The sequence below is a fragment of the Flavobacterium pallidum genome (genome assembly GCF_003097535.1).
GTDB lineage: Bacteria > Bacteroidota > Bacteroidia > Flavobacteriales > Flavobacteriaceae > Flavobacterium > Flavobacterium pallidum.
Map to the genome: position 1 here is coordinate 2,548,183 of NZ_CP029187.1, position 22,177 is coordinate 2,570,359.

Genomic DNA, 22,177 nt, shown 5'->3' on the forward strand with positions numbered 1-22,177 from the left:
TGGATTGTTGCGGTTTTCCTCGTATAAAAATTGGTTGGGTTGGTTATATATCTATGGTGCTATAGAAATATCTTAGTTGTTCAGCATGACCGGCATCACGAGCATCGTCACGGTTTCACCTTCTTCAAGGCCGTCCACCGGCGTCAGGATACCTGCACGGTTCGGTAATGACATTTCGAGCATGATCATGTCCGAATGTAAGTTGGTGAGCATTTCTGTCAGGAAACGCGAGTTAAAGCCGATCTGCATGTCATCACCCTGGTAATCACAGGTCAGCCTTTCTTCAGCTTTATTCGAGTAATCGATATCCTCAGCTGAAATATTCAATTCGGCCCCCGCGATCTTCAACCTGATCTGGTGTGTCGTCTTGTTCGAGAAAATCGCCACACGACGCACTGAGTTCAGGAACTGCGAACGGTCGATCATTAATTTATTAGGATTCTCTTTTGGGATCACCGCTTCGTAATTTGGATACTTGCCGTCGATCAGGCGGCACATCAACACGTAATTATCGAAAGAAAACGTGGCATTAGAATCGTTGTATTCAATTTTCACCTCAGCATCAGAAGCGCCTAAGATGCTCTTCAGGATGTTAAGCGGTTTCTTCGGCATGATAAAATCAGCGACCTGTGATGCCTTAACATCAGTACGCGCATATTTCACCAATTTGTGTGCATCTGTGGCAACAAAAGTCAGCCCTTCCGGAGAAAACTGGAAGAACACGCCGGACATTACAGGACGCAGGTCATCGTTACCGGCTGCGAAAATCGTTTTGCTTACGGCAGTTGCCAATACATCGGCAGGAACTAAAGTTACTGAAGGGTCTTCAAGGTTTACCGATTTCGGGAATTCCTCACCAGGAGCATACGCCAGGGCATATTTACCTGAATTGGAACTGATCTCGATCGTATTGTTCTCCTCAACGGTAAATGTCAGTGGCTGTTCAGGGAAAGTCTTTAATATTTCCAATAAAAGTTTTGCAGGAACCGCAACGCTTCCGGTGCTGTCCGAATCAATTTCCAATGTAGCGGACATCGTCGTTTCAAGGTCAGAAGAAGAAACAGTAAGGGCTTTGTTGTCTAATTCAAAAAGAAAATTATCCAGGATAGGCAGCGTATTGCTGCTGTTGATGACACTTCCTAAGACCTGCAGTTGTTTTAAAAGGTAGGAACTCGATACGATGAATTTCATTCGGTGTAATTTTTTTAAAGGAGTGTAAAAATGGAGATAATTTTTACATTCCACAAATATATCTTAAAGTAATAGAATTAGAAAAGTTTTTTATTAACATTTATGGGGAAGTTGGTAAAGTCCGAAAGTCAGTAAAGTCCGAAAGGCTGATATAATAATCCCTATTTTTGACAGCAAATAACTTCCGGACCTCCGGATTTTACTGACTTCTAACTACCTCGCATACCTGCGCTTCCTCAGCCATGAATACAACAGCCCGAAAACCAGCAGCAATAACAACGGAGCGCCTACCGTCAGCATTTGGGTTTTGGTATATTCCTCTTCGACTTTCTTGTCGTCAAGCAATTGCAGTTCGATGTTTTTGTTGCGGATATCGACCAATCCGTTGTCATCAAGCAGGTAGTTCAGGGCATTGATCAGGAAATCCTTGTTGCCGTAACTCTGCTGCGTCCAGGTATCGATGTCGTTGACCAGCGGTTTTTTATTGACGTACTTGTAGTTGATGATGTCGCCATCGGCAATCACGATCATTTTGTTTTGCGTTCCATCATCTATCGGATTGACCGCTTTGAAAGGTTTTACCCGGTTTTTGAATGCCGATGTGAATTTGCCTTCCAATAATGTCCCGATTATCTGTCCGCCCTCTTTATAGGCACTTTCATCCACGCCATCCATAAAATCCATCAGCCCTACGCGGACCGGTACGCCAACAGCTTTTGATTGTGCAGAACTTTTCAGTAATACCGTTTTCTTTATACCATTCTTAAGTGTATCAATCTGGTTTGCAAATTCAAGCTTTACAAGATTTACATTTTTATTAATGGCATGATTTTCTTCTGATTTGATGATGGGCGAATACAGCCAATCCACAGGCATTTCGCCATTTTGCGACTGTACCGTCACCGGCGTAGACAATAAATCCTGGATCAGCCTGCCGTTGATGCGCACTCCATATTTGAAGAACATATCGTCAAGGTTCAGGTCTAACGGAAAGGCAAGCGAAGCCTGCTGCGCGTTCTGCAGACTGTCGAGATCGATCGATGCCTTATCGATGAGCCACATGGTTTTTCCACCTTTTTCAATAAACTGATCGAGGATGTATTTTTCGGAATCGTTAAATGGCTGCGTCGGTTTTGCAATCAATGCCGCATCAAAATGATTCAGGTTTTCCTGAACTTTTAAGGGATTGTTCTGCAACGAATCAAGGTTGAATTCTGCAATAGTATAATATTCCTTCGCAGCAATCAGGAAATCCGACAAGTATTTGTCACCTATTTCGCCATTGCCTTTCAACACGGCGATTTTCTTTTTACTGGTACTGGTCAGCTTGGTCAGCGCATCGGTAAAAGCATATTCTAGCAATTGCACCGATTTATTGATGTTCTGGTCTGAATTGTTTCCAAAGTTATTGACGAGTAAAGGCACACGCACCGACTTTTTCCCCACATTGGCAATCGCCCACGGAAATACCTGTGTCAGCGTCTTTTTCCCCTTCACGGTCTGGTTGATGTTTACCGGCGTAAATCCGAGCCCGATGAGTTCCTGCTTGTACGCATCGGCATTGGCCTCATCTTCCATCGGGTCATTGAACTTAAAGACGATATTGGAATTGTAGGCGCTGAATTCCTCGAGCATCTGCCTGGTTTCGGTTTGCAGCCTTTTGAATTCGGCAGGGAATTCGCCCGCAAGGAATACATCGATATATATAGGATCTTTGATTTGTTTCACCACATTCAGCGTGGTTTTCGACAAAGTATACCTTTTGTCCGAAGTCAGGTCGAAACGCTTAAACCAAAACATTCCGGCGAGATTGATCAATAGCAATGCGATAATAGTAAAACCCAGTTTCTTAAGGCTGTTTTTTGTATGGCTTTTCATTATGCTTTGGAAGATTTAAGTTTGAAGACAGTCAATGACAGGAACAATATGGCAATGCTGACAAAATACACCAGGTCGCGCGTGTCCACGACACCACGTCCCATACTGATAAAATGGTCCTGCATCCCGATTGCGGAAACATAAGTTTCAAAACTGCCGGCATAACCAGCCACACCGTCAAACCCGAAGTAAAAGAGGAAGCACAGGAATACTGAAATGATGAACGCCACAATCTGGTTGTCAGAAAAAGTGGAGGCGAAAATACCAATCGCTGTATAACCTGAAATCAGGAACAACAACCCAAAATAAGACCCAATAGTGCTGCCCATATCAATATGGCTGCTTTCCATGCTGAGTCCCGAAATTGCATATACATATATCAATGTGGGAATGATTGCAATCACAATCAATAGCACAGCAGCAAAAAATTTCCCATTTACAATCTGTCCGATGCTGAGCGGTTTGGTCAGAAGCAATTCCAGAGTACCCTGTTTCTTTTCTTCAGAAAAACTGCGCATCGTGACGGCAGGAATCAGGAAAATCAATATCCATGGTACCAGTGTAAAAAACGGTGCCAGATCAGCAAAACCGGCATTCAGGATGTTAAAATCTCCTTCAAATACCCAAAGGAACAATCCGCTGAGCAACAGGAAAATGGCGATGACTAGGTATCCCATCGGCGAACCGAAAAAGGATTTTATTTCTTTTAGGAGGATGGCCTTCATATTTTTGGAGTTGCTGATTTTCTGATTTTCTGAGCTACTGAGCCCAGCATCCGAAACATCGGCATTATTTATTTTTATTTAATTTTTTATTAATTCTAACTACGTATCTATCAATTCAATAATTTTACTCAGCAACTCAGCAACTCAGCAACTCAGCAACTCAGCAACTCAGCAACTCAGCAACTTCACTGCAAACTTACTAATTTATCCACGCTCCACGCTTCCGGTTTTGCATTGAACAGTTTTTTTGTAAATGCCCATACGTCATAAAACAATTCCGATTGGCGGTAATTTTCCAGATCGTTATCGGAATCCCAATAACTGTAGGTGAAAAAGATACACGGATTGTTGCGGTCCTGGTACAGTTCTAAGAAACGGTTTCCGGGTGCGTTTCGTATTTTTTCCTTCATCAGTTCGAAATTCTCCCGGAAAGCTGGGATGTTTTCCTCGTGGAAAGACATTTTTACAATGCGTACGATCATGGCTGTACATCAAAATTAATGGTTATCATATCACGGTAGCCTAATCCCAATAGGGTTTCAGCGCTGCCAACGGTGTTCGGGTTGCTGCGGAAAATCGCAATCTCAAGAAATCCCGCTTCATTGAAAATGGCGAGTTTCTGGCCCTCATAATCTTTTATCGGGAACTTATCTGAGACGGCAATATTTGAATATTTTGGCCAGATGGTCCTGATGTTGGTGCGTCCGCGTTTGTCGTTCAGGACGATTTCGTAGGAACGGCCTTTCGCGGTTTCAAGAAAAAGCTGCCGGGAGATGTTTGTCACGACATTCCCGAAGTGATCAATGTAAATCACATATCCTTTAATCGAATTGGCGATGGCGACAGGCTTGAGTTCCGTCACCTGTTTTATCGATTTTATTTCCTTCCCGATAACGTTCAGCTGGCCGCCTCGCGCGATGTGTGCTGCCACGGTAACAAATACGTCCAGATCAGTAGCATCGGCAGGCAAACGGTCGTGGATATTGATCTCGACCATTTTCTGCGGAACAATTTTCTGCGTAAGCATACCTAAAATCCCATTATCTGCACAAACAAAATAATGATTGTCCCATTGAATGGCAATATGGCGGTTTTCTTTATTGTATTCGGCATCGACACCAATCAGGTGTACCGTGCCCTCAGGAAAGCTTTTGTAAGCAGCGCCGATGATGTAACTGGCCTGCGCGGTATTGAACGGATCGATATCGTGCGATATGTCAATGAGTTGCGCTTCGGTGAAGTCTTTTAGGATTTTACCCTTCAACGAACCGACAAAATGGTCCTTGAGTCCGTAATCGGTAGTGAGGGTAATTATTGACATAAAATTGTTTATAACTAAAAAGGGAAAGGCTTTAAATTATGCTTAAATTTGAATGCAAAGCTAATAATTATATAGCGAATTTTTTAATTAAATATCCTTGCTTTTGAACGAGAGAATCATAGAATTAGTAGACATTGCCCCGAAAGATTTCTGGGGTGCCCAGGACACCCACCTGGAGACCATTAAAAAATACTACCCCAAACTGAAGATTGTTGCGCGCGGCACCACCATCAAGGCTTTTGGTGAAAAAGAAGTATTGGATGAGTTTGAAAACCGTTTCAACCGCCTGATGCAGCATTTCAGCCGCTACAACCGTATTGATGATAATGTGATCGACCGCGTGATACAGAGCAATACCCAGGAAGAGCAGCGCATGCCGGACAGTGATAAAATCCTTGTGCATGGCATTGGCGGGAAAATCATTAAGGCCATGACCCCAAACCAGCAGTTGCTGGTAGACAATATCAACAAAAATGATATGGTGTTTGCCGTTGGGCCAGCCGGAACCGGTAAAACCTATACCGGCGTTGCCATGGCGGTAAAAGCATTGAAAGAAAAGCAGGTAAAGCGCATCATCCTCACGCGCCCTGCAGTAGAAGCGGGCGAAAATCTTGGTTTCCTGCCCGGAGATATGAAGGAAAAACTGGATCCCTATATGCAGCCATTGTATGATGCATTGCGTGATATGATTCCGCCTCAATCTCTCGAAGATTATATATTGAAAGGCATTATCCAGATTGCGCCGCTGGCATTCATGCGGGGCCGTACATTGGACAATGCATTTGTAATCCTTGATGAAGCGCAAAATACCACACATTCGCAAATGAAGATGTTCCTGACGCGCATGGGAAAAAATGCCAAATTCATGATTACCGGTGACCCCGGACAGGTGGATTTGCCGAGAAGAACCATATCGGGATTGAAGGAAGCGTTATTGGTATTGAAAGATATCGATGGCATTGGCATCATTTACCTGGATGATAAGGATATCGTTCGTCACAGGCTCGTGAAGAAAGTGATTGATGCGTATAAGCAGATTGAAAACCACGATTAACGCAGGCCTCAGTATGCATTTGTAAACAACAATAAAAAGTCCCCTCACAAAGGGGATTTTTTATGTATTTGGATGTTGATTTCAACCTGTTTTCGTTAGGTTTGGGTACGGTTTTGTTCGGGAGTTGTTCGGAGCGCCCCGAACAAACTGCACGATTTCCCGAAGCAAACCCGAACGAAACCCGACCAAAACCCGAAGAAACCTTTTTGCATAGTGGACTGTACTTGAAAAGTATTTAGCGTGAAGACAATATTTTTCCGATATTTGCCCTCTCTAAAAAATAAACATGGGAATGAATAAAAATACCATCCTGGGCTGGGCGACCCTGATTATGATTATCATGGGGATTTTGCTGATTGGGCTTGGTGCCTTCCGTTATGATGAAACGGCCGGCTGGGGATTTGGTGCTGTAGGAGTGGGTTTTCTGGCGAATGCGTGGGTGTTTAGTTCGTTAAAAGGAAGATTGTAAATTATTTTAAATGATGAATTTTAAATGATTCATCACAGCAAGTAACATTCAAAATTAATAATTCAAAATAACTCAAAATGTCAGACGATAAGAAAGTAATCTTTTCAATGCAACGCGTAAGCAAGACTTATTCGAGCAGTGATAAACAGGTTTTAAAAAATATTTACTTAAGTTTTTTCTATGGTGCCAAAATCGGTATCCTGGGTCTAAACGGTTCAGGAAAATCTTCTTTGCTCCGCATCATTGCCGGGGTTGATAAGAACTACCAGGGCGACGTGGTTTTCCAGCCTGGATATACTGTAGGGTATCTCGAGCAGGAGCCACAATTGGATGAAACTAAAACGGTGATTGAAATCGTTCGTGAAGGTGTGGCCGAAACTGTTGCTATCCTTGATGAATTCAATAAGATCAACGACATGTTCGGGCTCCCGGAAGTGTATGAAGATGCCGACAAGATGCAGCAACTGATGGACCGCCAGGCAGATTTACAGGATAAAATCGATGCTTCAGGTGCCTGGGAACTCGATACCAAACTGGAAATTGCGATGGATGCCCTGCGTACTCCCGAAGGCGATTTGCCAATCAAGAACCTTTCAGGAGGGGAACGCCGCCGTGTGGCTTTATGCCGACTGTTGTTGCAACAGCCTGACGTATTGCTGCTCGATGAGCCTACCAACCACCTTGATGCAGAAAGTGTATTATGGCTGGAACAGCACCTTGCGCAATATGCAGGGACCGTTATTGCTGTAACGCACGACCGTTATTTCCTTGACAATGTTGCAGGCTGGATTCTGGAACTGGACAGGGGTGAAGGCATTCCGTGGAAAGGAAATTATTCTTCATGGCTTGACCAAAAATCTACACGCATGGCACAGGAAGAGAAAGTGGCCTCCAAAAGAAGGAAGACGCTTGAGCGCGAACTTGACTGGGTAAGGCAAGGAGCCAAGGGCCGTCAGACGAAACAAAAAGCGCGTCTGCAGAATTACGACAAATTATTGAACGAGGACCAGAAGCAGCTTGACGAGAAGCTTGAGATCTATATCCCGAACGGGCCACGTCTGGGAACCAATGTGATCGATGCCAATGGCGTTGCGAAAGCTTTTGGAGAAAAATTGCTTTATGATAACCTGAATTTTACACTGCCGCAAGCAGGCATCGTCGGGATTATCGGACCGAACGGTGCCGGTAAATCGACTATTTTCCGCATGATTATGGGTGAAGAGACTCCCGATGCAGGTTCATTCAATTTAGGTGATACTGCCAAAATTGCTTACGTGGATCAGTCACATTCCAACATCGACCCCAATAAAACCATCTGGGAAAATTTTGCCGACGGGCAGGAACTCATTATGATGGGTGGCAGGCAGGTAAATTCAAGGGCTTACCTGAGCCGTTTCAACTTTAGCGGCAGTGACCAGAATAAGAAAGTTTCTATGCTTTCCGGAGGAGAAAGAAACAGGCTGCACCTGGCGATGACTTTGAAAGAAGAAGGTAATGTATTGCTTTTGGATGAGCCAACAAACGATTTGGATATCAATACCTTAAGGGCCTTGGAAGAAGGTTTGGAAAACTTCGCAGGTTGCGCGGTAGTCATTTCCCACGACCGTTGGTTCCTGGACAGGATCTGTACGCATATTCTGGCTTTTGAAGGGAATTCCGAAGTGTATTATTTTGAAGGCGGCTTTTCGGATTACGAAGAAAATAAGAAGAAACGCCTTGGCGGAGACCTGACTCCGAAACGAATCAAATACAGGAAATTAATCAGAAATTAATACGATAATATTTTGGGCACATCCCGGCAGTATAGTCGGGATTTGCTTTTATATTTGCATGCTTTGAAACCCAACGTGAAGAAAATATTCCTTATCATATCATTGCTTTTTGTGCAGGCAATCATGGCACAATCTGAAGCTAAGGAAAAAGAAGCGGTTGAAAAAATCATCAACAATGCTGCGCATGCGTTCCGTACAGGGGAATATGAAAAATCACTTGATTTGTCTTCCAAGGCATTGGTGCGGGCGTTTAAACTTGACGACGATTTCCTGATCGCGCACTCCTATAATGCCATCGCAGCGGTATATTATGAGTTTTCGGAATCAAAAAGGGCCATTGAGTTTTACACCAAGGCATTGCATTATGCTGAAAGCCTTGACAATAATCCGCTTAAGGATTTTATCAACAGCAACCTCGGGAACGTCTACTATTACAGCAAGATTGATGTGGGCAAGGGGATTGAATTTTATAAAAAGTCGCTCTATTATGCAGTCAAATCGAATGACAGTTCGCAGATTGCGTATGCAAAACTCAATATTACCAGTGCCTATTTCTATTTGGGGCAGTTCAAAAAAGGCATCGTTTACCTCTATGAAACCAAAAATTTTATAGAGCGCAAGGGCCAGCCTGAATCTAAATTATCATATAACGGACTCTTAGGGCTTTACAACACCCATGAGACCAAAAATACCAAGGCTGCTGAATTGTATTATCGCAAGGCGATCGCTATTGGCGAAAGCAATAACCTGAATACTTTTACGGCAAGTGTTTACGACAATTATGTCGACCATCTTGTAAAATACAAAAGATTCCGCGAAGCAGATTCCGTACGTAGGATTTATAAAAAACTGCATAGTAAACTGTATTCAGAAGCGATGCCGGGTGATCTGGACGATACCGCAATCCAGATAGAACTCGATGAATATAAGAACCAACTGGAAAAAATTGAATCCACGAACGAGCGCCAGCAAAAGAAAATCAGGGATTCCCGTACGATCAGCATCCTTTTTGGTATTTTACTTTTGTTCCTGCTTATAATGGTTTACATGTTATATAAAACCAATGTATTCCGTAAAAAACTCAATGCCGAATTAACGAAGGCTAACGAAGAACTGCAGGCCGCAAAGGAAGTCGCTGAGCAGAATTCCCAACTGAAGACACAATTTATATCCACCGTCAGCCATGAACTTCGCACGCCGCTTTATGGCGTTATCGGGATTACGGATATGATTATTGATGAGCACAAGGAACTGGTCAATAATGAACAATTGAATTCGTTGAAGTTTTCAGCGAATTACCTGCTAGATCTCGTCAACGATATTCTACAGATGAACAAAATGGAGGACAAGCGGACGGTATTGGAAAAAACGGATTTCAGTCTGCACGATGAATTGCTCACCATCCGAAATTCCTTGCAATTCCTGGCAGATAACAACGGAAATGCTTTCAATACCATTATCGATCCTGAAATCCCGAAACGCGTCAACGGTGATGAGCTGAGGCTTTCGCAGATCCTGGTGAACCTGGCCAGCAATGCGCTCAAGTTTACCCGCAACGGCGAAGTGACTATTACCGCAAAACTCAATAAATTCATGAATAACAAATATTTTATTGATTTTACCGTGCAGGATAATGGCATCGGGATTGCAGAAGCTGATCAGGAAAAGATATTCGATAAATTTGTCCAGATTGAAAGGAAAGAAGGCGATTACCAGGGAACAGGACTTGGCCTGGCGATTGTAAAAAGGCTAATAGATTTATTTGACAGCAGCATTTCTATTGATAGTGCTGAAAATACAGGAACCACTTTTGCATTTACAATCGCTTTTGAAAAAGCGCAATACGATAATGATATTAGCACCCCTGATGTTATGGAAATGGTCGGAAAAGAACTTGACATCCTTGTAGTTGAAGATAACAAGATCAACCAGATGGTCACCAAAAAGATTATCGAACGCCACGGGCACCGCTGCAGGCTGGCTGCCAGTGGAAATGAAGCGATTGAAGCTGCGCAAAAGGAATCCTTTGATATCATCCTGATGGACATTAACATGCCGGGTATGAATGGTTATGACACTACGAAAAGCATGCGGGAGCTTGGGATTTATACCCCAGTGATTGCATTAACGGCCTATGACAAGAAAGAAGTCACTGAGCAGGCTGCCAATGCCGGTATCAATGACGTCATTGTAAAACCATTCGAGCCGTCATTATTATTCGAAATGATGTACAGGCAACTGCAGGTAAAGTAAGCAGTCCAGTATGCATTTCCTGCGGAATACTGCATACTGAAACTGTTTACTGCATGCTATTTTATAATCGCGCTGCAAGCCACACGTTTGCCTGCATTTCCAGAAGGCTGAGATGTAAAATCGTCCGGGTCTTCATGAACGATAAGCCCTTTCCCGAGAATGTCTTTTTTAGGATCTCCGCAACCGATACACCATTCATTGGTCGTCATCGTAATGGTACCGTTCCCGAATTCATCCGCAGGAAAATTCCCGATATCGCCTTTGTGGTATGCCGCTGAGCCCCATTTGCCGTGATTCTGGAAAGTCGGATTCCAATGGCCGCCGGCGCTCGAGCCGTCGGCAGCGGTACAATCTGCTTTTTCATGGATGTGTATCGCATGCACGCCTGGCTTTAACCCCGAAATATTAGCGGTAAAGGTCACTTTGCCGTTGCGTTCTGTAAAGGTAGCCGTGCCGGAAACTTTACTGTCACTTTTCGGCATAAGGTCGAGTTTAAGCCTTACGGTTTTTGAACGCGTTCTTGTGGTCGTGCTTTCACTGTCGGTTTTTGATTTGCAGCTGATGATAATAATGACCGCAATGGCTGCTGAAAGAAGTATTTTTTTCATAATTGTGCTTGTTTTCCTTCAAAGGTAGCAAAAACAAGGATTTATGATAATAGATGGCGGCGATAAAAATTTCGTAAATGGAAATCTTGTAACAGTCTGTAAAAATTCCAATAGTGCAGCGCGCTAAATTTGTAAAGAAATTGATTTTTTTGAAAGAAAATCATTAACAATTAAATTCTTGTTTATGAAGCGCAGGGAAATGGCAAAGACCGGCTGGCAGTTATTAAAGGATACCTTTAATGAATTCAATGATGACAATGCGATAAAACTTAGTGCGTCCTTATCCTATTATACCGTGTTTGCCTTACCACCACTGATCATGATCATCCTTGCCATAACTGGTTTTTTCTTCGGTGAAGAAGCGGTTACGGGGGAATTTTTCGGGCAGATAAACGGATTGGTAGGTAATGATGCGGCGTTACAAATCCAGGAAACGATAAAAAATACGCAGCTTTCGGGCAGCACTACATTTGCGACCGTTTTTGGCGTGATTATGCTGGTCATTGGTGCTTCGGGGGTTTTTGCGGAGATACAGAGTTCTATTAATTTCATATGGGGACTGAAAGCAAAACCCAATAAAGGCATTATGAAATTCGTAAAGAACCGGTTGATGTCTTTCTCAATGATTGCCGTAATGGGATTTCTTTTGATGGTCAGTTTGCTGGTGAACACCGCGATGGATATCCTGAATACTAAACTTGCCGTTTATTTCCCTGATGTAACCGTGTATTTATTTTACGTCTTGAATATCGTCATTCTATTCCTTACTACGACGGCCTTGTTTTCCATTATTTTCAGGACTTTGCCCGACGGTACGATTTCCTGGAAAGATACGCTGATCGGCTCCAGTGTAACATCAATCTTCTTTATGATAGGGAAGTTTGCCATAAGCTCGTATCTTGGCAATTCCACCGTTGCCACAGTATATGGTGCAGCCGGATCTGTTATTATCATATTGGTTTGGGTATATTATTCGGCCATTATATTATATTTTGGTGCCGAGTTTACCAAGATTTATGCCAGGGCACACGGACAGAAAATCATTCCGAATGACTATGCGGTAGAAATACAGAAAGAAATATTCGAAATCGAAAGTAAGTAATATTATAACATTCGGGTTTTTAAATGTAACTATTGGAGCCATTAAAAGCCGAATTTTGTCTTATTAAGATGAAAGCACAAAAATATCCGGCAAAAAGTTAGGATATATGGAAAATACATTTTTGTTTTGTAGTTTGAAACTTGGGACCTTGTTAAATAAGATTGGGGAACAATTGTAAATCTTTTACAATTGGATTTTTTTTAACAAATCATGTTTTAATTGTTTTTGGGAAAGAGACCCTTATGAAAGTAAGGGTCTTTTTTATTGTATAAACCCGAGGCTTCTGAATTCCCTATCTGAAAATCCATTAATGCAAAATTTTAAATATGGACAACCGCCTGGCCCTGATGGGAGCGACCCGAGCGCAGCGAACTGGCAAAGCACATCTTTTTTTATGGCTAAGTAAAATTCCCAAATGTACTGCAATCGTACAGCAATAAAAAAGATACAGCAGACAGCAGGAACAGCTTCAAAAAATCAAACTGACATATTTTATAACTTTTCAAAAATATCCTGTAACAGCCCCATGATTAATTATTGGCAACTTTGTAATGTAAGCCGGAAGGAATATCGGAAGGCAGAAAACCAAAGCTTAATAACAAACTAAACACCAGAAATCATGGGAAATTTACTTTACACCGTAGCCGTTATCTTAATCATCATCTGGGCTATCAGTTTCTTCGGGGGATATGCCACGGGCGGAATCATCCACATCTTATTGGTTATTGCAATCATTGCAATATTGCTAAGGGTTATTCAAGGCAAAAGGCCTGTATAAAAATACATTTTGTTTTGTAGTTTGAAACCTGAAAAAGGGATATAAAATTGGGGAACGCTTGCACAACAAGTGGATTTTATATAACGATCATGTTTTAATTGTTTTTGGGAGAAAAGGCTTTCGTATTTACGAGAGCCTTTTTTTTTAACCCCAAAGTCGAAGTCCAAAGGAGATAAACCTTTGAGAGAACGAAACTTTCGACTTTTGACTGTCGACTACGCTGTTACTTCGTTTTCTCTCCAACAAAATAGTCGTTATTCGATTTGAACAGTACGTTGAACGTGGTTAAACTGCCGTAGATCTTTGTGATGTATTGCTGCAATTCAATCTTTTCGATTTCCTCAAGGTTGCTGGCATTAATCTTCTGTTCCATAACCCGCAAGCGGTCGCGCACCATGATAATCTTGTGAAAGAATGCGTCGATAGGGATTTCTTTGGAAGCCAATCCGGCCTGTCCCGGTTCAAGGGTCATTTTGCCGCCTTTCCATTTGTCGCCGATGGCCACATTTTCGCCGATTCCGGACCATTTTTTAAGGATATCGCGCAACGATCGTTCTACATCATAAAGGCTGATGGTATCAACTTCATTTTCCGATGCTTCAATTATTTCAAATGTATCGTTAAGCGCAATGGTTTCGAGTCCGTTATCAATAAAAGTTACCCAATAATCTTTGGAAGATACGTTTGTGATGACGCCTTTTCCAAATTCAGGATGGTTTATCCTGGAGCCAATTCCTAATAATTTCATATTTTAATTTATTTAGAACGAAAATAGGAATGTAATTTGAATCGGCAAAAAAATAAAGCCGCACAATTTTGAGGCTGTACGGCTTTTCCAACTTGATTAAAAACTAATCTTAAAAGCAATAATGGTTCTCGGCGACGAGTTTTGAAGCTATCTGTTCGCGTAAACCGACAATATTGGGCATATTGTTGTATTTCGTAAAGCGTCGCAATCCCATCAGCATCATGCGTTGTTCATCGCCTTCTGCAAAAGAGATGATGCTTTCCTTGCCTTTTTGCGTGACGATATCCACGGATTTGTAGAGGTATAATTTGGCCATGGCGATTTGCTCAGGCATCGCACTTTCACCTGAAATTTTGGCATTTTTTTCTGTGCGTAAAATAGTAGATTCAGCCATGTAGATTTCAATCAGCATGTCGGCAGCGGCCATAAGCAACTGCTGGTGCGCGTCGAGGTCCGGGCCATATTTCTGGACGGCGCCACCGGCAACCATCAGGAATGCTTTCTTAAGTTTGCTAACCATTTCCTTTTCTTCCGAAAACAATTCAGAATAATCCGGCGTGTTGAAATCGGGGATTCCCATCAGTTCTTCCTGGACTTTCATAGCAGGACCAAGCAAGTCTACATGGCCTTTCATCGCTTTCTTGATCAGCATCCCGACAGACAGCATACGGTTGATTTCATTTGTTCCTTCGTAAATGCGGGAAATACGGGCATCGCGCCAGGCACTTTCCATCGGCGTGTCTTCAGAAAATCCCATTCCGCCGAGGATTTGGATGCCTTCATCGGCGCAATTCTGTATGTCTTCTGAAACAGCTACTTTAAGGATAGAACATTCTATTGCGTATTCTTCAACACCTTTTAATTCCGCTTCCTGATGGGAGGCACCGGCAGCTTCACGCGATTTGATACGGTTTTCAATATCTTTTGCAGCACGATATGCAGCACTTTCACCGGCATAACAGCTCGTAGCCATTTCGGCAAGTTTGTATCTTATCGCACCAAAATTCGCAATCGGAGTATTGAATTGTATCCTTTCGTTGGCATAATGGATGGCCCCGGTTGTTACGCGTCGCTGTGCATCGAGGCAGGCGGCAGCCAGTTTGATCCTCCCGACATTTAAGGCATTCATCGCAATCTTGAATCCATTTCCTCTTTCAGAAAGCATATTTTCAACCGGTACTTTGGTTTCATTAAAAAACACCTGGCGGGTTGATGAAGCACGTATTCCGAGTTTGTGTTCTTCCTCATTCATTGAAATCCCGTTTGAAGGATCATTTTCTACAATAAATCCGGTGATGTTCTTATCATCGCCAATTCTCGCAAAAACGATGAAAACACTACAGAAACCGGCATTTGAAATCCACATTTTCTGGCCCGTGATAGCATAGTACTTTCCATCTTCGGACAAAACGGCTTTGGTTTTCCCTGAATTGGCATCAGAGCCTGCGCCGGGTTCCGTAAGGCAATAAGCACCAAACCATTCACCCGAAGCGAGTTTAGGGACATATTTTTGTTTCTGTTCCTCAGTTCCATACAACGTAATCGGCATAGTGCCGATACCGGTATGTGCACCAAAAGCAGTTGAAAACGACCCGGTAGCACCTGAAATATAATCGCATACCAAAACGGTATCGACAAATCCCATACCCATACCACCGTAGGCTTCAGGAACAGCCACACTGAGGAAACCCATTTCGCCAGCTTTCTTCATGCATTCTTCTGTAAACGTATAATCTTTCTTTTCGAAACGGTCTTTGTTGGGCCAGATTTCCTTGTCGACAAACTCCTTTACGGAATCACGCATCATTTTTTGCTCGTCTGAAAAATCTTCGGGAGTAAAGATGTCATCACATTTGGTTTCTTTTACCAAAAATTGCCCACCTCTGGTTACATCCTTTTCTGTTATGTCTGCCATTTTGTTATGTTTTGTATGTTATTATAATAGTTCATAAATGCCTGCGCAACCTTGGCCAGTTCCCACGCACATGGTTACCATGCCGTATTTATTGCCACGGCGTTTCATTTCGTCGAAAAGCTGTACTGAAAGTTTTGCGCCTGTACATCCTAATGGATGGCCTAATGAAATAGCACCACCGTTGACGTTGATAATATCAGGATTTAATTTTAACTCACGGATTACCGCTAAAGATTGTGATGCAAAAGCCTCATTCAGTTCAATCAGCTCAATGTCATTCTGTGACATGCCTGCCTGCTTCAATGCTTTCGGAATAGCTTTTACGGGACCGATTCCCATGATTCTTGGTTCGACTCCGGCTGAAGCAAAATTGACAAGTCGGGCGATAGGAGTGATGTTCAACTCTTTGACCAGTTCTTCACTCATAATCAATACGAAAGCCGCGCCGTCACTCATTTGTGAAGAGTTTCCGGCGGTTACGCTTCCGTCAGCCGCAAACACAGGTTTCAAATTATTCAAGGCTGTGATATTGGTATCGGCACGAGGGCCTTCGTCTTTTGTAACGGTATAGGATTTGGTTTCTTTCTTTCCATTTTCATTCAGGAAAGTCTGTTCAACGGTGATGGGTACAATCTGTTTGTCAAACTTACCTTCCGCCTGCGCTTTCAAGGCTTTCTGATGGGATTCGAATGCAAACACATCCTGGTCTTCACGGGAAATATTGAATTGTCTGGCAACGGCTTCTGCTGTAAGTCCCATACCCCAATAATAATCTTCGTGGCCGTTTTTGGCAACACCATAATCAGGTGTTGGTTTATAGCCGCCCATCGGAATATAACTCATGCTTTCGGCGCCTCCTGCGATGATGCAATCGGCCATTCCGGATTGGATTTTAGCAGTGGCCATTCCAATGGTTTCAAGCCCTGAAGCACAATAACGGTTGACGGTCACACCGGGAACATCGACAATATTTAATCCCATCAGTGAAATCAAACGGGCAACGTTTAATCCCTGTTCTGCTTCCGGCATGGCATTGCCCACCATGACATCGTCAATTCTTTTCTTGTCGAAATCAGGAAGCTCATTCATCATGTACTGAATGGTTTCTGCTGCAAGTTCATCCGGTCTTTTGAAACGGAATACGCCTTTTGGCGCTTTGCCAACTGCTGTGCGGTATGCTTTAACTATATATGCTGTTTTCATGGATTAGTTTCTTAATGGTTTGCCTTTGGTTAACATAAATTGTATACGCTCCAAAGTTTTTCTTTCTGTGCAAAGCGATAAAAAGGCTTCCCTTTCAATATCAAGTAAGTATTGTTCAGATACCAACGTAGGTTCTGACAAGTCACCACCAGCCATGACATACGCCAGTTTATTGGCAATCTTTTTATCATGATCTGAAATGAAGTGCCCAGCAGTCATTTGGTCTGTTCCGACAAGGAACATTCCGAGTGCCTGCTTGCCGAGAACCTTGATGTCTTTGCGTTGTATCGGTTGTGTGTAACCGGCTTCCGCCAAAATTAATGCTTGCTTTTTTGCTTCGAGGATTTGTCTGTCTTTATTCACTACAACAATGTCTTTTCCTTTTTGCAATACGCCTAAATCAAAAGCTTCATGAGCAGATGTAGATACTTTAGCCATAGCCACAGTGAGGAAATATTCCTGTAAGACATTCAGTTCAACATCGTTTTTGCGGAATAAATCTGAAGCCCTTAACGTCATTTCCTTTGAACCACCACCTCCCGGAATCACACCGACACCGAATTCCACCAAACCGATATACGTTTCTGCAGCAGCAACCACCTTATCAGCGTGCATGCTCATTTCACAGCCACCGCCTAGAGTCATTCCGTGTGGTGCTACGATTACAGGAATTGAGGAATAGCGTACGCGCATCATCGTATCCTGGAACATTTTGATGGCCATATTCAGTTCATCATATTCCTGCTCGACCGCCATCATAAATATCATCCCGATATTGGCACCAACGGAGAAATTCGCTGCCTGATTTCCGATAACCAAACCATTGTATTCCTTTTCGGCCAAATCGATCGCTTTGTTGATTCCCTGCAGGACATCCCCGCCAATCGTATTCATCTTGGAACGGAATTCAAGATTCAGGATGCCATCGCCAAGGTGTTCAATGATTGCACCGGAATTGCTCCATACCTTTTTACTGTCACGTATATTGTCTAAAATGATAAAAGCGTCCTGTCCTGGTTTTTTAACCTGTGTTTTGGATTGCAGGTCATAATAATAAGTAGCCCCGTCTTTCACCGTGTAAAAGCTGTTACTTCCTGAAGCTGCCATATCGTCTACCCATTTTGCATAATTAAGGCCTGATGCTTTTATCAGTTCGATACCTTTTTGTACACCGATCGCGTCCCAGATTTCAAACGGCCCGTTTTCCCAACCGAAACCGGCTTTCATGGCATCGTCGATTTTGTAAAGGTCATCTGTGATTTCGGGTACGCGGTTGGATACATAGGCAAACATACCTGCGAAATTTTTCCTGTAGAATTCCCCCGCTTTGTCAGTCCCTTTGATCAGAACCTTAAACCGGTCTATCGGCTTGTCAATGGTTTTGGTTAATTCCAGCGTGGCGAAATTTGCTTTTTTAACAGCGCGGTATTCGAGGGTATTTAAATCCAATGATAAGATATCTTTGTCGACTTTCTTGTAAAAGCCCTGTCCGGTTTTGCTTCCAAACCATTTGTTTTCCATCATTTTACTGATGAAATCCGGCAGTTTGAAAAGTTCGTGCGCTTCATCATCAGGGACACCCTGGTATAAGCCGTTTGCCACGTGGACCAAAGTGTCGAGGCCGACAACATCCACTGTACGGAAAGTTGCCGATTTCGGGCGGCCGATTACCGGGCCGGTTAATTTATCCACTTCTTCAATGGTCAGTCCCATTTCGCTGACCAGATGAAACAAACTCTGAATCCCGAAAATACCGATACGGTTTCCAATAAACGCAGGAGTATCTTTGGCCACGACCGAAGTCTTGCCTAAAAACTGTTCTCCGTAATTGTTTAAGAAGGAAAGCACTTCAGATGAAGTTTGCGGCCCGGGAATGATTTCAAATAGTTTCAGATAACGCGCGGGATTGAAAAAATGTGTGCCACAGAAATGCTTCTGGAAGTCCTCACTCCGGCCTTCACTCATAAAACGTATTGGAATGCCTGATGTATTCGATGTTACCAGAGTTCCGGGCTTCCTGAATTTCTCGATTTGCTCAAAAACCAGTTTCTTGATATCGAGTCTTTCCACCACTACTTCGATGATCCAATCTGCGGAAGCGATGTCCTTCATGTTATCGGCCGTGTTACCGGTCGTGATGCGGCTTGCGAATTTCTGGTGGTAAATAGGGGAGGGCCTGGATTTTAAGGCATTCGCCAAATGTTCATTGACGATACGGTTTCGTACCGCTTTATTTTCCAGTGACAGGCCTTTCCTTGTTTCTGTTTCCGTGAGTTCATTCGGAGCGATGTCAAGAAGTAATACTTCTACGCCGATGTTGGCAAAATGGCAGGCAATACCTGAACCCATAATGCCGGAGCCGACGACTGCGACTTTTTTAATAATTCGTTTCATTCGGGAATATCTTGATTGAAAATGTTTTTATCGAGGATCAGTTCATTGATGGTTTCAGCGACTTCCATAAAATGCTGGAGCTGTTCATCGGAAATCCTTGTTTTGACAGCTTCATTAAATTTAAGGACATTATTTCGGGAAAGTTCTCTTTTCTCTTTTCCGAATTCAGTAAGGTAAATCAATACGCCGCGCCCGTCTTCAGGATTTTTCCTGCGGACAATAAGGCCTTTTTCTTCCATTGATTTCAGCGTACGGGTTAAACTTGTAGCTTCCATACCCATTTTTGGGCCTAATGCGGTGGACGGCGTTCCCTTGTCTCGATCAATACTCAATAAAGCAAAACCGGTTGCCATGGTTGCGCCGTATTTCGAAGCCTCTTCATTATACATGCGTGCCACTGCCTGCCATGTAGCCCTTAAGATATAATCTATTGTTTTTTCTTTCATGAGAACTATCAATTTTGATTTTCTGCCTTTTGCTTTTCTGTCAAATATAATAAAAAATAGTATGCATGCATACTAAAATGATTTTTATTTCAATTTTGATATTTTTTTTCTTCGGATCAGTTGTCACAACATATTAAACACCCATATTTACTGGCCTTACAAACATACACTTACATTTAAAATGTTAAATAAATGTTATAGGAAAATTTTTTTTGTAACAAAAACAGGTTATTATCGTCTATTACAGTAATCAACAATGAATCATCAATCAATAATCAATCATCATGAAAAAATCAATCACAACTCTCGTTGTAGCAATCTTCGCTACAGTTAATGCAGCCAACGCCGCTAATTTGTCCAACACTGATACAAAAATGGTATCATCGGCAGATTCCAGCCTGATCACAACCGAATTGGGCAGCCTTAAAAAATACAACAGGACTATTGACGAAATCATCTCAGCCGATTTAAAAATCACGGAAGCTAAGGTTCCTTCAAAAAAAACTGTTGCAAAAAAGAAATCAAAAAGGGCACAGATCAAATTTAAAAAACAGCTTACCAACTAAAGCTGTCTTTTTTTCTCTCATCAATCATTTAATCAATTAACCTTAATTTCATCATCATGAAAAAATCGATCATTTATTTAGGAATGGCTTTATTGTCATTATCGAACGTGACCATGGCTTCTGAAAGCAAAACAGCCGTAAAATCAGGCTTTGAAACCACAACTTACACTGGTTCCCCGCTTTGCCTTGCTATTGCAAAAGGCGATTTTGAAGTCGTTAAAAAGTTCATCGAATATGGTGCAAGCGTCAATGAAACCTCAAACGGAATGACACCGTTGATGTTTGCGGCACGTTACAACCAGGTGGAAATCTTAAAATTGCTTGTAGAAAAAGGAGCCGATCTTAAAGCTAAGGATGCTAACGGATTCACTGCACTGAAATATGCTGAAAATTCTAATGCTACGGCTGCGGCAGAATATCTGAAAAGTATCGCGAAAAAATAAAAGGTTTTATTATTTTGTTTAGTTAGAAAAAGCACCATCAGTTTTGCAGGGCTGGTTATGGTGCTTTTTCGTTTTTTAAAAGGAATAAACTTACAAGATATATAGGACTTAAGACCGCTGCGCTTTAAGATTATAGGATTGTCACTAATCTTAAAGCTTACAATCCCGACATTTTGAAATACGAAAACGTAGGTTCATTGTCAATTCTCAATAATGATTCGTAAATCAACCTGATGACGTTTTCAACATCTTCACGATGTACCATTTCGACAGTTGTATGCATGTATCGCAAAGGCAAGGAAATCAATGCTGATGCTACACCACCGTTGCTATAGGCAAAAGCATCGGTATCGGTCCCGGTAACCCTCGAGGAAGCCAGCCTTTGAAAAGGAATTTTGTTGTCTTCGGCCGCTGTAATAATCATCTCACGTAAATTGTTTTGAACAGCAGGAGCATAAGTGATCACAGGTCCTTTCCCGATTCTTGTTTCGCCTTCAATCTTTTTATTGATCATTGGCGTGGTAGTGTCATGGCATACATCTGTAACGATGGCCACGTTCGGTTTAATCGTATTGGTGATCATTTCCGCACCGCGTAAACCTACTTCCTCCTGTACTGAATTGGTGATGTACAACCCGAAAGGTATTTCTTTCTTATTTTCATGTAAAAGACGCGCCACCTCGGCAATTATGAAACCGCCCATACGGTTGTCAATCGCGCGGCAAACGAATTTATCGCCGTTCAAAACCATAAACTCATCAGGATAAGTAATCACGCAACCCACATGTACGCCCATTTTCTCCACATCTTCTTTCTTATCACAGCCAATATCTATAAAAAGGTTGTCGATTTTAGGATGTTCTTCCTTGTCGCGATTGCGTGTATGGATGGCCGGCCATCCGAAAATACCTTTTACAATACCGTTTTTGGTGTGGATGTTAACACGCTTTGAAGGCGCAATCTGGTGGTCTGAGCCGCCATTCCTTATGACGTAAATCAGCCCATCATCAGTAATATAATTGACATACCACGAAATCTCATCGGCATGGCCTTCAATAACCACTTTATATTTCGCCTCAGGATTGATGATACCAACGGCGGTTCCATAAGTATCGGTAATGAAAGTGTCGACATATGGCTTCAGGTAATCCATCCACAATTGCTGCCCACCGGATTCATAACCGGTTGGCGAGGCGTTGTTCAGGTATTTTTCAAGGAATTCAAGGGAATTGTCGTTCAGTATGCTTTTGGCGCTCATAAAATATATTTTTCGCTAAAATATAAATTTGATATTAGAGTTTAATAGGTATT

At 42.4% G+C, this 22,177-nt stretch carries 20 protein-coding genes; 8 read left to right on the forward strand and 12 right to left on the reverse strand.

All coding sequences use genetic code 11. From position 1 onward, the window contains the following. Positions 1 to 72: 72 nt before the first annotated feature. The 5 genes from dnaN to HYN49_RS10465 form a co-directional block, all read right to left on the reverse strand. On the reverse strand, positions 73 to 1,191 hold the full coding sequence (dnaN, locus tag HYN49_RS10445; protein WP_108904065.1) for a DNA polymerase III subunit beta: 1,119 nt from the start codon (positions 1,189 to 1,191) through the stop codon (positions 73 to 75). Positions 1,192 to 1,404: 213 nt separating this feature from the next. After that, complete coding sequence (gldG, locus tag HYN49_RS10450; RefSeq protein ID WP_108904066.1) at positions 1,405 to 3,069, reverse strand: gliding motility-associated ABC transporter substrate-binding protein GldG; 1,665 nt, start codon at positions 3,067 to 3,069, stop codon at positions 1,405 to 1,407. Then, positions 3,069 to 3,794, reverse strand: coding sequence for a gliding motility-associated ABC transporter permease subunit GldF (gene gldF / locus HYN49_RS10455; protein ID WP_108904067.1), 726 nt, complete (start codon positions 3,792 to 3,794; stop codon positions 3,069 to 3,071). Before gldF ends, gldG begins: the two co-directional genes overlap by 1 nt. A 185-nt stretch (positions 3,795 to 3,979) precedes the next feature. Continuing rightward, on the reverse strand, positions 3,980 to 4,276 hold the full coding sequence (locus HYN49_RS10460) for a putative quinol monooxygenase (RefSeq protein ID WP_108904068.1): 297 nt from the start codon (positions 4,274 to 4,276) through the stop codon (positions 3,980 to 3,982). Continuing rightward, positions 4,273 to 5,115, reverse strand: a complete 843-nt coding sequence (locus tag HYN49_RS10465; RefSeq protein WP_108904069.1) for an SAM hydrolase/SAM-dependent halogenase family protein — start codon at positions 5,113 to 5,115, stop codon at positions 4,273 to 4,275. Before HYN49_RS10465 ends, HYN49_RS10460 begins: the two co-directional genes overlap by 4 nt. 103 nt (positions 5,116 to 5,218) lie before the next feature. Here HYN49_RS10465 and HYN49_RS10470 point away from each other — a divergent pair, with 103 nt between their 5' ends. From HYN49_RS10470 to HYN49_RS10485, 4 genes are all read left to right on the forward strand, one after another. Next, positions 5,219 to 6,169 (forward strand): PhoH family protein, encoded by a 951-nt coding sequence (locus HYN49_RS10470; protein WP_108905034.1) that lies wholly within the window; start codon positions 5,219 to 5,221, stop codon positions 6,167 to 6,169. Between the two features lie 286 nt (positions 6,170 to 6,455). Continuing rightward, positions 6,456 to 6,638, forward strand: coding sequence for a CAL67264 family membrane protein (locus HYN49_RS10475; RefSeq protein ID WP_108904070.1), 183 nt, complete (start codon positions 6,456 to 6,458; stop codon positions 6,636 to 6,638). 77 nt (positions 6,639 to 6,715) lie between these two features. Beyond that, positions 6,716 to 8,410: an energy-dependent translational throttle protein EttA gene (ettA, locus tag HYN49_RS10480; RefSeq protein ID WP_108904071.1), complete on the forward strand. Its 1,695-nt coding sequence runs from the start codon at positions 6,716 to 6,718 to the stop codon at positions 8,408 to 8,410. Between the two features lie 75 nt (positions 8,411 to 8,485). After that, positions 8,486 to 10,663 carry a tetratricopeptide repeat-containing hybrid sensor histidine kinase/response regulator gene (locus tag HYN49_RS10485; RefSeq protein WP_146185090.1) on the forward strand — a complete coding sequence of 726 codons (2,178 nt, stop codon included), beginning with the start codon at positions 8,486 to 8,488 and terminating at the stop codon, positions 10,661 to 10,663. A gap of 56 nt (positions 10,664 to 10,719) precedes the next feature. On the opposite strand, the gene HYN49_RS10490 is transcribed toward HYN49_RS10485, so the two are convergent. Then, positions 10,720 to 11,271 carry a superoxide dismutase family protein gene (locus tag HYN49_RS10490; RefSeq protein ID WP_108904073.1) on the reverse strand — a complete coding sequence of 184 codons (552 nt, stop codon included), beginning with the start codon at positions 11,269 to 11,271 and terminating at the stop codon, positions 10,720 to 10,722. A 184-nt stretch (positions 11,272 to 11,455) separates the two neighbouring features. Between HYN49_RS10490 and HYN49_RS10495 the strand changes: the two genes are divergently transcribed. Then, positions 11,456 to 12,373 (forward strand): YihY/virulence factor BrkB family protein, encoded by a 918-nt coding sequence (locus tag HYN49_RS10495; RefSeq protein WP_108904074.1) that lies wholly within the window; start codon positions 11,456 to 11,458, stop codon positions 12,371 to 12,373. Positions 12,374 to 12,992: 619 nt separating this feature from the next. After that, a complete protein-coding gene (locus HYN49_RS10500) occupies positions 12,993 to 13,151 on the forward strand; it encodes a lmo0937 family membrane protein (RefSeq protein WP_108904075.1) in 159 nt (52 codons plus the stop codon). A 223-nt stretch (positions 13,152 to 13,374) separates the two neighbouring features. On the opposite strand, the gene HYN49_RS10505 is transcribed toward HYN49_RS10500, so the two are convergent. From HYN49_RS10505 to HYN49_RS10525, 5 genes are all read right to left on the reverse strand, one after another. Then, on the reverse strand, positions 13,375 to 13,899 hold the full coding sequence (locus HYN49_RS10505; RefSeq protein WP_108904076.1) for a hypothetical protein: 525 nt from the start codon (positions 13,897 to 13,899) through the stop codon (positions 13,375 to 13,377). Positions 13,900 to 14,008: 109 nt separating this feature from the next. Then, positions 14,009 to 15,814, reverse strand: a complete 1,806-nt coding sequence (locus HYN49_RS10510; protein WP_108904077.1) for an acyl-CoA dehydrogenase family protein — start codon at positions 15,812 to 15,814, stop codon at positions 14,009 to 14,011. A 21-nt stretch (positions 15,815 to 15,835) separates the two neighbouring features. Continuing rightward, positions 15,836 to 17,017, reverse strand: a complete 1,182-nt coding sequence (locus tag HYN49_RS10515; RefSeq protein WP_108904078.1) for an acetyl-CoA C-acyltransferase — start codon at positions 17,015 to 17,017, stop codon at positions 15,836 to 15,838. A 3-nt stretch (positions 17,018 to 17,020) separates the two neighbouring features. Next, complete coding sequence (locus tag HYN49_RS10520; RefSeq protein ID WP_108904079.1) at positions 17,021 to 19,411, reverse strand: 3-hydroxyacyl-CoA dehydrogenase/enoyl-CoA hydratase family protein; 2,391 nt, start codon at positions 19,409 to 19,411, stop codon at positions 17,021 to 17,023. Then, entirely contained in the window at positions 19,408 to 19,857 is a 450-nt protein-coding gene (locus HYN49_RS10525; protein WP_108904080.1) for a MarR family winged helix-turn-helix transcriptional regulator, read from the reverse strand. The genes HYN49_RS10520 and HYN49_RS10525 overlap by 4 nt, the downstream gene beginning before the upstream one ends. A 284-nt stretch (positions 19,858 to 20,141) precedes the next feature. Here HYN49_RS10525 and HYN49_RS10530 point away from each other — a divergent pair, with 284 nt between their 5' ends. Together HYN49_RS10530 and HYN49_RS10535 are read left to right on the forward strand one after the other, a co-directional pair. Next, the gene (locus HYN49_RS10530; RefSeq protein WP_146185091.1) at positions 20,142 to 20,423 is read left to right on the forward strand and encodes a hypothetical protein; all 282 of its coding nucleotides are present in this window, start codon (positions 20,142 to 20,144) and stop codon (positions 20,421 to 20,423) included. A gap of 56 nt (positions 20,424 to 20,479) precedes the next feature. Beyond that, a complete protein-coding gene (locus HYN49_RS10535) occupies positions 20,480 to 20,866 on the forward strand; it encodes an ankyrin repeat domain-containing protein (protein WP_108904082.1) in 387 nt (128 codons plus the stop codon). A gap of 157 nt (positions 20,867 to 21,023) precedes the next feature. Here HYN49_RS10535 and HYN49_RS10540 read toward each other — a convergent pair whose 3' ends face one another. After that, the gene (locus HYN49_RS10540) at positions 21,024 to 22,124 is read right to left on the reverse strand and encodes a M42 family metallopeptidase (RefSeq protein ID WP_108904083.1); all 1,101 of its coding nucleotides are present in this window, start codon (positions 22,122 to 22,124) and stop codon (positions 21,024 to 21,026) included. Positions 22,125 to 22,177: the final 53 nt, after the last annotated feature.